The 13,724-nt window shown below is 59.0% G+C and carries 7 protein-coding genes; 3 read left to right on the forward strand and 4 right to left on the reverse strand.

Translation table 11 applies throughout. The annotated features are described in order from the left end of the window. Positions 1 to 4 precede the first annotated feature (4 nt). Positions 5 to 2,008: a cytochrome o ubiquinol oxidase subunit I gene (cyoB, locus tag K7A42_RS15625; protein ID WP_004439200.1), complete on the reverse strand. Its 2,004-nt coding sequence runs from the start codon at positions 2,006 to 2,008 to the stop codon at positions 5 to 7. Positions 2,009 to 2,080: 72 nt separating this feature from the next. Beyond that, positions 2,081 to 3,154: a ubiquinol oxidase subunit II gene (gene cyoA / locus K7A42_RS15630; protein WP_112766150.1), complete on the reverse strand. Its 1,074-nt coding sequence runs from the start codon at positions 3,152 to 3,154 to the stop codon at positions 2,081 to 2,083. 306 nt (positions 3,155 to 3,460) lie between these two features. Here cyoA and K7A42_RS15635 point away from each other — a divergent pair, with 306 nt between their 5' ends. The 3 genes from K7A42_RS15635 (at position 3,461) to K7A42_RS15645 (ending at position 12,464) form a co-directional block, all read left to right on the forward strand. Then, on the forward strand, positions 3,461 to 4,789 hold the full coding sequence (locus K7A42_RS15635; RefSeq protein WP_004439203.1) for an MFS transporter: 1,329 nt from the start codon (positions 3,461 to 3,463) through the stop codon (positions 4,787 to 4,789). A gap of 404 nt (positions 4,790 to 5,193) precedes the next feature. Then, on the forward strand, positions 5,194 to 10,698 hold the full coding sequence (locus K7A42_RS15640) for a glutamate synthase-related protein (RefSeq protein WP_322784280.1): 5,505 nt from the start codon (positions 5,194 to 5,196) through the stop codon (positions 10,696 to 10,698). After that, a complete protein-coding gene (locus K7A42_RS15645) occupies positions 10,695 to 12,464 on the forward strand; it encodes a diflavin oxidoreductase (RefSeq protein WP_135856011.1) in 1,770 nt (589 codons plus the stop codon). Before K7A42_RS15640 ends, K7A42_RS15645 begins: the two co-directional genes overlap by 4 nt. 36 nt (positions 12,465 to 12,500) lie before the next feature. Here K7A42_RS15645 and K7A42_RS15650 read toward each other — a convergent pair whose 3' ends face one another. Together K7A42_RS15650 and K7A42_RS15655 are read right to left on the reverse strand one after the other, a co-directional pair. After that, entirely contained in the window at positions 12,501 to 13,094 is a 594-nt protein-coding gene (locus K7A42_RS15650; protein WP_037089524.1) for a TadE/TadG family type IV pilus assembly protein, read from the reverse strand. Continuing rightward, positions 13,091 to 13,687: a TadE/TadG family type IV pilus assembly protein gene (locus tag K7A42_RS15655; protein WP_004439213.1), complete on the reverse strand. Its 597-nt coding sequence runs from the start codon at positions 13,685 to 13,687 to the stop codon at positions 13,091 to 13,093. Before K7A42_RS15655 ends, K7A42_RS15650 begins: the two co-directional genes overlap by 4 nt. Between the last annotated feature and the right edge of the window lie 37 nt (positions 13,688 to 13,724).

Genomic DNA, 13,724 nt, shown 5'->3' on the forward strand with positions numbered 1-13,724 from the left:
TTCGTTACGCCTGTTTCGCGAGCAGCTTGGTACGCTCCGCCTCAACCGTGGAGACGTCGGAGGCTGGAATGTAGTATTCGCGATTGTAGTTGAAGGTATGGGCGATCGAGACCGCGACGATGCCGATGAATGACAGAACTGCCAGCCACCAGATGTGCCACACCAGGGCAAAGCCCAGCACCACGCTGATGGCGCTGATGATGACGCCCGAGCCGGTATTCTTCGGCATGTGGATTGGGATGAAGCCTTCCAGCGGGCGGCTGTAACCGCGCTTCTTCATGTCCGTCCAGGCGTCAACATCGTGAATGACGGGCGTGAAGGCGAAATTATACTGCGGCGGCGGCGAAGACGTCGACCATTCCAGCGTGCGGCCATTATAGGGGTCGCCGGTGACGTCACGCAGCTTGTCGCGCTTCAGGAAGCTGACGATGAGCTGGATGACGAAGGAGGCGATGCCGAGCGCGATCAGGAAGGCGCCGAAGGCGGCAATCAGGAACCAGATCTGAAGAGAGTTGTCTTCGAACTGGCTGAGGCGGCGGGTAATGCCCATCAGGCCGAGAATATAGAGCGGCATGAAGGCAAAATAGAAGCCGGTGAACCAGAACCAGAAGGACAGCTTGCCCCAGAACGGATCGAGACGATAGCCGAAGGCCTTCGGGAACCAGTAGACGATGCCGGCGAGAACGCCGAACACCACGCCGCCGATGATCGTGTTGTGGAAGTGGGCGATCAGGAACAGCGAGTTATGCAGCACGAAGTCCGCTGGCGGTACGGCGAGAAGGACGCCGGTCATGCCGCCGATGACGAAGGTGATCATGAAGCCGATCGTCCACAGCATCGGCACGTCGAACTTGATGCGGCCCTTATACATGGTGAAGAGCCAGTTGAAGATCTTCGCACCCGTCGGAATCGAGATGATCATCGTCGTGATGCCGAAGAAGGCATTGACGTTTGCGCCAGAACCCATGGTGAAGAAGTGGTGCAGCCAGACGATATAGGACAGGATGGTGATGACGGCAGTGGCGTAGACCATCGACGCGTAACCGAAGAGGCGCTTGCCCGAGAAGGTGGCGACGATTTCGGAGAAGATACCGAAAGCCGGCAGTACCAGAATATAAACTTCGGGATGGCCCCAGATCCAGATGAGGTTGACATACATCATCGGATTGCCGCCGAGGTCGTTGGTGAAGAAATTCGTACCAGCGTAGCGGTCAAGGGTCAGAAGCGCGAGCGTTGCGGTCAGGATCGGGAAGGATGCCACGATCAGGATGTTCGAACACAGCGACGTCCAGACGAAGATCGGCATACGCATCATGGTCATGCCCGGCGCGCGCATCTTGATGATGGTCACGATCAGGTTGATGCCTGACAGCGTCGTTCCGACACCCGCGATCTGCAGACCCCATATATAATAGTCGACCCCCACTCCCGGGCTTCCGTCGATGCCGGAAAGCGGCGGATAGGCAAGCCAGCCCGTCTGCGCATATTCACCGATGAACAGCGAGATCATGGTGATGACGGCGCCAGCCGTGGTCATCCAGAAGGAGAAATTGTTGAGGAACGGGAATGAAACGTCGCGGGCGCCGATCTGCAGCGGCACGACGAAGTTCATGAGACCGGTGATCATCGGCATGGCCATGAAGAAGATCATGATGACGCCGTGGGCGGTGAATATCTGGTCGTAGTGATGCGGCGGAAGATATCCCTCCGATCCGCCGGAGGCGATGGCCTGCTGCACGCGCATCATGATGGCGTCGGCAAAACCGCGCAGAAGCATGATAAGCGCCAGAATGATGTACATGATACCGATCTTCTTGTGATCGATGCTCGTGAACCATTCATTCCAGAGGTAGCCCCACAGCCTGAAATAGGTGATGGCGCCGACGACGGCGATGCCGCCCAGAGCCACGGCCGCGAAGGTGGCGACAAGAATGGGCTCGTGAAGCGGGATTGACTCCCAGGTTAGCCGTCCGAACAGGAACGACGTTTGATCGGAGTTGACGACCATTTTAGCCTCTTGCGATTCAAAGACGTAAATTCGGCGCGGACAGGCCGCGCCGCAGAATGCCGGGACGTATCGTCAGCCAGCGACTTGTTTGGTTTCCGGCAGCGCCGCAGGTTCGAAAGTCTGGCCTTCGATAGCAGCCGGAGTGGATTGTGGACCGCTGGCGACGCCATAAGGCGCAAGCGGGGTGCAGACGACGGAGTTAAGCGCCTTGGCGATGTCGATGCCTTCCTTGCCGCCGCCGCCATTGGCGTCGATATGCATCATGTCGCGCATGCAGAGCTTGTTGGGCTCCACGCAACGGTTGAGGATGGCGCTGTAGAGTTCCGGATCGACCGAAGCGAAATATTGCACCGGCTCGCGCTCCGAAGGCTTGGCGAATTCGAGATATTCCTGGCGCCCGAAGCCCTTGCCGCCTTCCTTTGCCTTGGCCACCCACTGGTCGAAGCCCTGCTGGCTGAGGCCGTGGAATTTGAAGCGCATATGCGAGAAGCCGGGGCCGGAGAAGTTGGCCGAGAAGCCGTCATAGACGCCTTCCTTGTTGATCACGGCATGCAGCTTGGTCTGCATGCCGCCCATGGCATAAATCTGGCCGGCCAGTGCTGGAACGAAGAAGGAGTTCATCGCCGTCGTGCCGGTGATCTTGAAATTGATCGGAACATCGATCGGAGCGGCGAATTCATTGACGCTGCCAATGCCGAGTTCAGGGTAGAAGAACAGCCACTTCCAGTCCATGGCCACAACTTCGACGGTGATCGGCTTGATATCGGCGGTGACCTGACGGTTCTCGTCGATGCGTTCCAGCGGCCGATAAGGGTCGAGTCGGTGGGTGGAAATCCAAGTCACGGTACCGAGCATCAGAATGATCGCGACGGGTGCCGACCAGATCACCATCTCAAGGCGCGTGGAATGGTGCCACTCGGGATCGTAATCCTCGGCCTTGGCCGACTCGCGGTACTTCCATGCGAAGAACAGCGTCAGGGCAATGACGGGAACGATGATCAGCAGCATCAAGACCGTGGACGTGATGATAAGATCGCGCTGCTGGATGGCGACGTCGCCCGAGGGATTCATGACAACAAGGTTACAGCCGCTGAGCAGCAGCATTGCCGGAATTGCCAGGAGGGCGGATGGGAGTTTTTTGATCATGCGCACGTTCTTTGAACTCGTACAGTTTGGATTATGCCGCGAATAATTGCCGAACATCATTTTTCAAATGAGGTATATTGTCGCGGTGCAGCGAAATCGTTGCGATGCACCATGTGGCGGTCAAAGCTGCGTTTACAGGCGGAGCGCGTGCATTATCGCATAGGAAGCCCGTGGGGCAAGCCTTTCTTCTCAAACTTCAATTGACGTTACGTAGGGTGCGTGTGACAATCCGTCGCATCGTAACGCAACGGAAGAGGAGCCTGCGCGTTACATGAAATGGTTCGTCCATGACGCAGGAGGAATATTATGAGTTATACGAATGCTGCTCCATCTTTTGGGCAGGCGCCAGAGGCGAACGGACACGGTGCCGGCCCCGTAAAGGTCGATCCGGATCGCATTACGATTGCAGTCATTCTTGCGAGAATGACGGAGTTTTTTGATTTTTTCATTTACGCCATCGCCTCCGCGCTCGTTTTTCCGCATGTCTTCTTCTCTTATGTGGATCCGCTGACGGCCACGCTTTATTCCTTCGCTGTCTTCTCTCTCGCTTTTATCGCAAGACCGATCGGTTCTCTGATCTTCCTCCAGATCGACCGCAGGTTTGGCCGCGCCGTCAAGCTGATGGCCGCGCTCTTCACGCTCTGCGGTTCCACCATGGCGATCAGCTTCCTTCCATCCTATGCCGAGGCTGGCATGCTGGCTCCCTGCCTGCTGGCGGTTTTCCGTATCGGCCAGGGCCTTGGCCTCGGCGGCGCCTGGGATGGCCTTGTCTCGCTGCTCGCCATGAACGCTCCGCCGAGGCAGCGCGGCTGGTACGCCATGATGCCGCAAATCGGGGCGGCCATGGGTTTTGGTCTCGCCAGCGCCTTCTTCATCGTTTTCGTCACGCAGCTTTCCAGTGCAGAGTTTTTGGCCTGGGGTTGGCGTTTCCCCTTCTTCGTGGCGCTGGCGCTGAACGTGCTTGCGCTCTTTGCCCGCCTTCGCATGATCGTGACGCCGGAATTCCAGGCCATGCTGGAACAGCATGAACTGGAGCCGCGTCCCATGTTCAGAATGCTGCGGTCGCAGTTCCCGGTGGTTGTCACCGGCGCTTTCGTGCCGCTGGCGAGCTTTGCGCTCTTCCATCTCGTCACCGTCTTCCCGCTGAGCTGGGTTTCTCTCAACACCAGCCAGCGCGTGTCGGACTTCCTCTTCGTGCAGTTCGTCAGCGCCATCATTGCCGGCGGCATGATTGTCGTTTCTGGTATTCTGGCGGATCGCATAGGGCGGCGGAAACTTCTCGCCATCGCGGCGGTCCTGATTGGTCTCTTCAGCCTTGTGGCCCCCGTTCTCCTCAGTTCCGGTGATATCGGCCGTTATCTTTTCGTGCTGATCGGCTTCTCGCTGCTGGGCCTGTCCTTCGGTCAGGCGGGTGGCGCGCTCGCCTCCCGCTTCAGCCGCGAGTACCGCTACACCGGCGCATCTTTGACCTCGGACATTTCCTGGCTGATCGGTGCCGGCTTCGCGCCGCTCGTGGCGCTCGGATTTTCGTCCAAATTCGGCCTTTTCGCGGTCGGCATCTACCTCATGTCGGGCGCCCTGTGTACGCTTATTGCCCTCTGGTTTAGCCGCACGCTCGAAATGCCATCTGAGTGATCTGGGCAATTTAAAAAACTCCTGAAGCAGTCACGCCGCGGAATCCTTTCGGATTTCGCGGCTTTTTTGTTTTTTTATTGCGCCGGATCGATTTTAATCTTGACTTTCTTAATCATGAAATATTACGTAAGCAATACTGACGTAATTCGGCGTGTTTTTGCGCTTGAAAATCGACCATCAGGGAACGCGATGCGAACGAACACGATCATTATTTGCGAAAATGCGGCGATTGCTGCCCAGCCGTTTGACGGCCGCAAAACGACCGTTCTCGTCATCAAAAGCCGATAAGCAGAAGAAGAGGAGCAGCCAGGTCGCCTGCGGCTCCGCCCGCAGAGCGCCGGCTGACGCGCCGGATTCGGGAAAAAGGCGATGCCGCGCGAATTGCGCAATGAGAGGAGAGAGCCTTGAGCGTGACGGAGCAAAAATTCGGCCTTTACGATGCCGCCTTTGAAAAAAGCAGCTGTGGCGTTGGTTTCATCACCCGCAAGGACGGCGTGCAAACTCACGATGTGTTGAAGCGCGGCCACGAGGCGCTCTGCGCCGTCCCGCATCGCGGTGGCATGTCGGCAGAAGGTGTCGGCGATGGTGCCGGGGTGTCGCTGGATTTGTCGCTCTCCTTCTTTCGGAAACTGACTGGCGAACACGGTTTGCAGACCGGCCAGTTCGGCGTCGGCAATTTTTTCCTGCCGCAGAACTCCGCGTTCCATGATGAGGCGGTTGGCATCATCGGCAGCGCGCTGCAGGAACAGGGATTTTCGGTCCTCACCGTCCGTGATGTACCGGTAAATGACGCGGCCATCCGTGCTGCCGCCATCCCTTACCAGTTGCCGATCCGCCAATGGGTTTTCTCTGCTCCGGCCGAATGCGCAACTCTGGCGGAATTCGACTGGCGTATCCACAAGGCACTGATTGCCATTGAGGCGCTTGCGTATAGCGTGCCTGATCTCGCCGGCTTTTATCCGCTCTCGCTCAGCGCCCGCACGCAGGTCTTAAAGGGCCGCCTGAACTCCCATGAGGTGATGCCCTATTTCTGCGACCTGACGGATCCGCGCCATGAAGTGCATACGATGTATTTCCACACGCGGTTCTCCACCAATACCGATCCGCACCCATCCATGGCGCAGCCTTTCCGCCTGATGGCGCATAATGGCGAACTCAACACCGACAAGAAGAACCGCCTGTCGGAAGCGGCAGTTGCCCTGGCGAAGAATGCCAGCATCGTCAGGCCGAAAGGCCAGTCGGATAGCTGCCGTCTGGACCAGACCTTGCAGGCGCGGGTTATGGAGGACGGTCTTGACCTCGTTACCGCTGTGGTCTCGATGATGCCGCCAGCCTGGGAAAACGACGACACCCTGTCGCCGGACGTGAGGGCGATGCTGGAATATTTCTCTCTCTATGAGGAGAAAAATGACGGTCCGGCCGCGCTGATCTTCGGCGACGGCACTATCGTTGGCGCGCGCCTCGATCGGCTTGGCCTGCGCCCGCTACGCACCGTCGAGACGGACGAATATCTCTGCGTCATGTCGGAGGCCGGGCAGATCGCCTTTCCGGCGGAGAGCGTTATCCGGCGCGGCCGCATCGAGGCGGGCGGCATGCTTTATTACGACCACGCCGCGCGCCGCGCCTTTTCCACCGTCGAGGCGCTGGAGCTTCTCGCCGCGCGCCGCGACTATTCATCCCTGCTGCGCGAAGCCCGTGTCATGCTGGAGGATCTGCCGGAAGTGCCAGCGGAAAAGCAGGGCTCACCGCTGCGTTATAATGGTGATCTCAAACGTCACCAGCGTTACGTCGCCTATTCGCACAATCAGGAGAGTTTTAAATTCCTGATGGACCCGATGCTGGCTTCCGGTTCCGAAAAAATTTCGGCGATGGGATACGGCAATGCCATCAACGCGCTTTCCGATCAGGAAGGTGGGGTCGCCAAGTATTTTTCGCAGCGTTTCGCGCAGGTCACCAATCCGCCGCTAGACAGTATTCGCGAAGCTGATGGCATGACGCTACGGGTGGCCCTGGGTGCCAAGCCGAACAGCGGCGCTAAGAAGGCCCGCCAGATCGTCGTGCGCTCGCCAATCCTTAGCCACCTGGACATGCTGCGCATCCGCGAGCAGACCGAGACGCCGGTGCGCCGTTTCGAAATGCTCTATGCGCCCGTCTTCGATACAGGGGAGGCCAATGAAGCGGCATTGAGAGAGGCGATAGACGGACTGTGCGCTGAGGTCGCCGCTTTTGCCGCTGGCGAAGGTGGCATTGCCGTGATCACTGACCGGCATGTTTCCGCGCGTCGTGCCGCTTTGCCGATGATCATGGTGGTTTCCGCCATCAATCAGCGGCTGATCGAGGAAGGCCTCAGGCTGCGTGTGTCCCTGATCGTCGAAAGTGGACAATTCTCCTCCTCCCATCACATTGCAGCCGGTCTCGGCTTTGGCGCTTCGGCGGTCTATCCGCTCGCCGTGCAGTTCCGCGCCGAGGAGAAATTCGGCAGCGAAGCCGACAAGGCCTTCAAGCGCTTCGCCAAGGCGGCGGAAAAGTCGCTGATGAAGACCATGGGCAAGGTGGGCCTGTGTACGGCGGAAAGCTATATCGGGGGCGAGTTCTTCGAGCCGAACTTCCTCGATACGGAAGATGACGTGCTGAAGCGTTATTTCCCGAATGTGAAAACGCCGGTCGGCGGCGTGAGCTTCGCCGTCATCGCCCAGGCCGTGGCGGACTGGCACCGCAAGGCGCTGTCTGTAAAGGGAGAAAGCGACATTCCGCTGCTCGGTCTTTTCAAGGAGCGTGCCGAAGGGGCCGGCCATTCCTATGGCACGACGGCCGTGCGCGGTTTCGTGGATATGACGGAGGAAAAGATCGGTTTCGACAAGGGGACCGAAAACGAAGAGGCGTTACGTCTCCTGCCGCTCAACCGCTTGGAAGATGCCTTCGGTCTCGACGACGCGGCCTATTATCACACCAGTTTTGACCGGTTGACCCCGGAGGCGATCGATGCCTTCGAGGTAACGACTGGATACCGCGCATTTGCCCGTATGATGGCGGAAGAAAGAGCACGTCGCCCCGCCGCCCTGCGCGATGTCCTGGAATTGCCAGCTGATGTGACGTTCGCCGGTTCGGCGGAAGAGTTTCGCCGTGAAATGGGTCGGTTTTCCCGCAAGGGCAATAACAGCTTCATGGTACGGGGCTTGCTCTGCGAAGGCGCAGAGGAAGGCGCCTTCCGGCTGCAATTGACCGGCCCGCACGGCCATGAGCTTGCCAAGCTCGCAGCACTTGGCCAATCGCTGATCGATCGCTTCGGCGAGGACATAGTCGGACATTGGCTTGAAGGGGGCGCTCTTCTGGTTCAGGCGAGGGGCGAGGCTTCCGATTACCTCTCGCTTGTTCGCACCGCGCCGGCGAGCATTTCGCTCAATGCCGTGCAAAATGCCAGCGAGATCACCATGACCCTCGCCTCTGGTGCAATGAGCCATGGCGCGCTTGTCGCGGCCGCCCATGAGGCTGTGGCGCACGGTACCAACATGGTTGGCGGCATGTCAAATTCCGGTGAGGGCGGCGAGCATATATCGCGATACGGCACCATTCGCGCCTCGCGCATCAAGCAGTTCGCATCGGGCCGCTTCGGTGTCTGGGCCGGCTATCTTGCCGATCCGATGCTGGAAGAGATCGAGATCAAGATCGGCCAGGGCGCAAAGCCCGGCGAAGGCGGACAATTGCCGTCTCCAAAGGTCACGGTGGAAATCGCCGCCGCGCGTGGCGGTACGCCGGGCGTCGAGCTTGTCTCGCCGCCGCCGCATCATGATACCTATTCCATCGAGGATCTGGCCCAACTCATCCACGATGCCAAGGCAGCGCGCGTGCGGGTCATCGTCAAGCTGGTCTCGTCAGAAGGCATCGGCACGATCGCGGTCGGTGTCGCCAAGGCGGGAGCGGATGTCATCAACGTCGCCGGCAATACCGGCGGCACGGGGGCGGCGGCCGTCACCAGCCTCAAATATACTGGTCGCGCCGCGGAAATCGGCGTTGCCGAGGTGCATCAGGCGCTTTGCGCCACAGGCCTGCGCGCCAAGGTGCTGTTGCGCTGCTCCGGCGCACACCAGACGGCGAGCGATGTCGTGAAATCAGCTCTTCTCGGTGGGGATAGTTTCGAATTCGGCACCACGGCGCTGATGATGTTGAAATGCGTCATGGCGAAGAACTGCAACATCAAATGCCCGGCCGGTCTCACCACCAATCAGGAGGCGTTTAACGGCGATCCGCGGGCGCTGGCGCAATATCTCATGAACATCGCCCATGAAACGCGCGAGATCCTGGCCGCACTCGGGCTGCGTTCGCTGCGGGAAGCGCGGGGCCGCTCAGATCTTCTTCACCTACTCGATCATCCCGCAAGCGTTGGCCAGCTTGACCTCCGGGCAATGCTAACCGTGGTCGAGGAAGTGAAGATCGACAGCCCGGTCTATATGGAAAAGGACTTCGCGCTGGACGATGCCTTCATCGAACTCGTGCGCTCGGCACTGGTCGACGGCGGGCGCGAAAGCATCGAGCTTGGCGGCAACCGTTTCCTTAACAATTGCAACAAGAGCGTCGGCGGCCAGCTCGCCGTCGATATCGAACGTATGCTGAACCATGAGCTTTCCGGCGAAGAGGCGGATGCGCTGCCGGCCGTCAGACGGGACAGCCGTGGCCGTCGATTTCTGGAAGCGGGTTCGGTGCGCATCGATACATCAGGTTCGGCTGGACAATCCTTTGGCGCTTTCTGCAACGACGGCATGATCATGGTCCATACCGGTACCTGCAATGACGGCGTCGGCAAAAGCGCCTGCGGTGGCACCATCGTCGTGCGTTCTCCCGGCGGCGGTTCGCAGGAGGCGGGCGGGAATGTGCTGGTCGGTAATTTCGCACTGTTCGGCGCAACCGGCGGCCGCACCTTTGTGGAAGGGCAGGCAGGCGACCGTTTTGCGGTGCGCAACTCCGGCGCGACCGCCGTTGTGGAAGGCGTGGGGGATTTTGCCTGCGAATACATGACCAACGGTGCGGTGCTTAACCTCGGCAGTTTTGGCAAGGGCTTCGGCAACGGTATGAGTGGCGGTTTCGTCTATCAATACGACCCCTATGGCGACCTGCCGAAGAAAGTCAGCCACGATTCGATCCTGCTTGGCTCCATCACGGGCGAGGACGAGCAGGCGGCGATCCATCGTCACGCCGTTCACCAGCTTCTGAACTGGCACGCGGTGGAGACTGGCTCAGCGAAGGCCACATGGCTGCTGGAAAACTGGGAGAGCGAACAGCACAATTTCGTTTACGGCATGCCACGCGCGCTGCTGCTTTATCAGGACAGTGACGAAATTCTCAAGGCCAAGCCGCGCAAGGAATTGCTGGAGGAACTGGCTTCCGCACTTGCTGCCCATCAGCTGCGGAAGTTCAAGCTGGCCTATCGAGATCGCAAGTCCGTATTGAACGGCACCGTGCCGGCCTATGGCCAAACGGATACGGAAGACATGTACGCACTGATCAACAATTACACTGTGTTGAGCATGGCGCAGGCCATCGCCTTGCAGCGATTGCCGATGGCATCGGGTCCTTCCGACGCCGCCATCGAAAAAGCGGTGCGCAATCTCATTCTTACGGAAGATTATGCCCTGATGCAGCGTCTGCTGAAATATGCGCGCGAGGCTCTTTCCGACCATAGCGACGGACAGCTTGCGGTGATGATCGCCGCCAAGCGACTTGATGACTACAAGCAGGCACTGGCGCGCCGCAACATCTGGTCGGTGGACAGTCCAGGCACCTATGGCTGGATCATTCAGCAGAGCCGCAAAAACATCGAGAAGATCGGTCGTCTGCCGGGCTTCGAAGAGCTTTTCGCGGCCCGCGCCATTCCTGACCTAACCGCCGCATCCAGCCAGAACAGGGCAGCATGATGAAGATACCCTACATTCCCGAAGACGCGCCCTTTAACGGCGACCAGCGCGCCTGGCTTGCAGGTTTTTTAGCCGGGCTCCACTCCCGCGCGGCCATTGGCCTGGAGGCATCTGTCGCCGCTGCCGCTCCCGAGACGGCGGCGAGCGTGCTGAACATCCTCTTCGGCACACAGACCGGCAATGCCGAGGCGCTGGCGATGGATATCGCCGCCGCCGCCCGCACGCAGGGTATGCAGCCGGCGGTGATGGCGCTTGACGACGTGTCCATGGAACGCCTCGGTTCGATGAAACGGGTCATTGTCGTGACCTCGACCTATGGCGAGGGTGAAATGCCCGATAATGCGCAGCTATTCTGGGAAGCGCTTGCCGCTGATGGTGCGCCACGACTGGAGGCGATGAATTTCGCCGTGCTGGCGCTGGGTGATACGGGGTATGACGGATTTTGCCAGGCCGGCAAACTCATCGATACGCGCTTTGAGCAGCTCGGCGGCAAACGTATGAAAACGCGGATTGATTGCGATATCGACTTCGAGGACGCTGCCGCCGCCTGGATCGATGAGACCCTGCCCATTGCACTTGCGCTCGATGGCGACCAGGCGGCGACTGTCGTGATGCCTCGTCCGGCCCAACTCCCCAGGCGGGTGACACAGGAATGGAACCGGAAGAATCCCTATCTGGCGCGGCTAAGCGTCAATCACCGTCTTTCCGGTCCGGCTTCATCGAAGGAAATCAGGCATTACGAATTCGATCTCGGGGAAAGCGGCCTCAGCTATGAGGCGGGTGATGCCCTTGGTGTCGTTCCCGTCAACTGCCCGAAACTGGCTGGTGCGTTGCTCGACCATTTCGAGGCGGAAGCCGATAGCGAAGTGGCCGGGCTGGATCGTTCGGTGGGAGACGCATTTCTCCGCATGTTCGAAATCTCGACGCCCTCGCGTGAACTGGTCGCCGAAATCGGCAAGCGCGCGGGTCATGACGAACTGGCGCATGTTCTTGCGAACGGCGACAGGGAGCAGCTGGCCGCCTTTCTCTGGAGCAAGGATATTCTCGACCTGCTCAATCTTGGCGGCAGGCGTCTTTTCGATCTTGCTGAATTCGTGACTTTCCTGAAACCGCTGCAGCATCGGGCTTACTCCATCTCCTCCAGCCCCCTTGCCGCGGGAAACAGCGTGCATCTGACGATCGCCAGCGTGCGTTATCGCGCTCACGACCGCGAGCGCGGCGGCGTGTGCTCCACCTATCTGGCAGATCGGGTGGAGGCAGGGGCGACTGCCGGGGTTTTCGTTTCGCCCAACAAGGCGTTCCGTGTGCCGCAGAACGACGATGCGCCGGTTATCATGGTGGGTCCGGGCACGGGAATAGCGCCGTTCCGGGCCTTCCTGCAGGAACGGCTGGCGCGGGGCGCCACCGGCCGGAACTGGCTGTTTTTTGGTGACCAGCACCGGCAGTCGGACTTCATTTACGAGAGTGAGCTGGGTGAAATGAGCCGTGCGGGCGTGCTGACGCGTCTCGATCTCGCCTTTTCGCGCGATCAGGCGGAAAAGATCTACGTGCAGACGCGCATGCGGCAGAATGGCAAGGCGCTTTATCAGTGGCTCGAAGAGGGGGGCTATTTTTACGTCTGCGGTGACGCGACCCGCATGGCGAAGGACGTAGACGATGCCCTGCACCGGATCATCATTGACGAGGCCGGCCTCTCTGCGGAAGCAGCAAGCGAATATGTCAGCCAGCTGAAGCGCGAAAAGCGCTATCTTCGCGATGTCTATTAGCCGTCAGCGCGAGGGGATCCGGATGCAACGGTGCATTCAGCAATTGCTGCAGACTGTCTCCGCATCGCGCTGCTTGAAGAAATAATCGCGGCCGATGGTGATCGACTTGACGCCAGAGGAGGAGATGTCGGTCATGAACATCAACAGTTCATGCGGGACAGAAAGTTCGACATGGATGAGGAAGCTGTCAGCAATCAGCAGGCGGGTCGGCACCACCACCGCAGAGCCGACCGCATAGGGCCGCTGGTTCTTCTCATCCCAGGACCAAGTGATTTTCGCCTGTTTCTGGGCATCGATCTTGATACCGCTGATCTTCAGCCGGAGACCCTTCGTGCTATAGGGCGCGAAGACTGCGGATGCTACATCCCCCATGCCTGCAAGATAGGTCTTGTCTACAGAACCCGTTTTCGAAATCAGGTCGTTGATCGTCGCGGCGGCGCTGCTTGCCCGCTTGTAGGTATTGTAGCCGATGGTGAGTTCGAAGGACGTCACATAAAGTGCGAGCAATATCGGGAAAATGATCGCGAATTCCACCGCGCCAACACCGCGGCGATCTCTTGCGAAGCGTGAAGCAAGCGCAATGAAACGCAGCCTGCCTTGCGTCACGGCGGCAATCAGACCTGCCATCAGGAGCCCCCGCTTGTCGTGTATTTTTCGTTCATGAAAGCGTCGGTCGCGACGATCAGGAAGTGAGAAGGCATCGATCCATCGGCCGGGCGAATTTTTGTAAGATAGGGGCGAATGATATCGGCGGTCACGCGCCAGCGATAATAGACACGCAGCATGTTGATCGTTTCCGGCCCACCCGGCTTGAAGCCGAATTGCGCCGTATCAAGATCGTAATATTCTCCGAAGGCCTTCAAAGGTATGGCGGTGGGGATATCCTTGAAGGTGGTGAAGGAGCGAAGATCGATATAGAGCTTCTGTTCCGTTTTGATCTCATCCGCCGAGCAGGTGATTATCACCGAGACTTCGTTGCAGAAGTTCTTTCGGAAATCTTCTTTCGAAATCGAACTGCTGATCTGCCCCGTCCTCAGCCGCCGGGCCATGCTTTCGGTGGCATTGACGACCACCTGCTCCGCGATCATGGCGATGAAGGTTTCGATGATTGCGAAAACAACCAGGAAATAAGGGATGGCGAGGATCGCGAATTCGATGGCTGCGGTCCCGTCGCGCGAAACTCCGAATTTTTCCAGCAATGGCTTCAGTTTGGCCAGTCGCATGAGGCAGTGTCGATCTCTAAGCATATGCGGCAAGCGC

Origin of the sequence: Agrobacterium sp. InxBP2 (assembly GCF_026191755.1) — a bacterium.
Taxonomy (GTDB): domain Bacteria; phylum Pseudomonadota; class Alphaproteobacteria; order Rhizobiales; family Rhizobiaceae; genus Agrobacterium; species Agrobacterium pusense.

Excerpts from the sequence above, each read along its gene's own strand:
- cyoB (WP_004439200.1), bottom strand. The coding sequence starts at position 2,008 with ATGGTCGTCAACTCCGATCAAACGTCGTTCCTGTTCGGACGGCTAACC.
- cyoA (WP_112766150.1), bottom strand. The coding sequence starts at position 3,154 with ATGATCAAAAAACTCCCATCCGCCCTCCTGGCAATTCCGGCAATGCTG.
- K7A42_RS15635 (WP_004439203.1), top strand. The coding sequence starts at position 3,461 with ATGAGTTATACGAATGCTGCTCCATCTTTTGGGCAGGCGCCAGAGGCG.
- K7A42_RS15645 (WP_135856011.1), top strand. The coding sequence starts at position 10,695 with ATGATGAAGATACCCTACATTCCCGAAGACGCGCCCTTTAACGGCGAC.
- K7A42_RS15655 (WP_004439213.1), bottom strand. The coding sequence starts at position 13,687 with ATGCGACTGGCCAAACTGAAGCCATTGCTGGAAAAATTCGGAGTTTCG.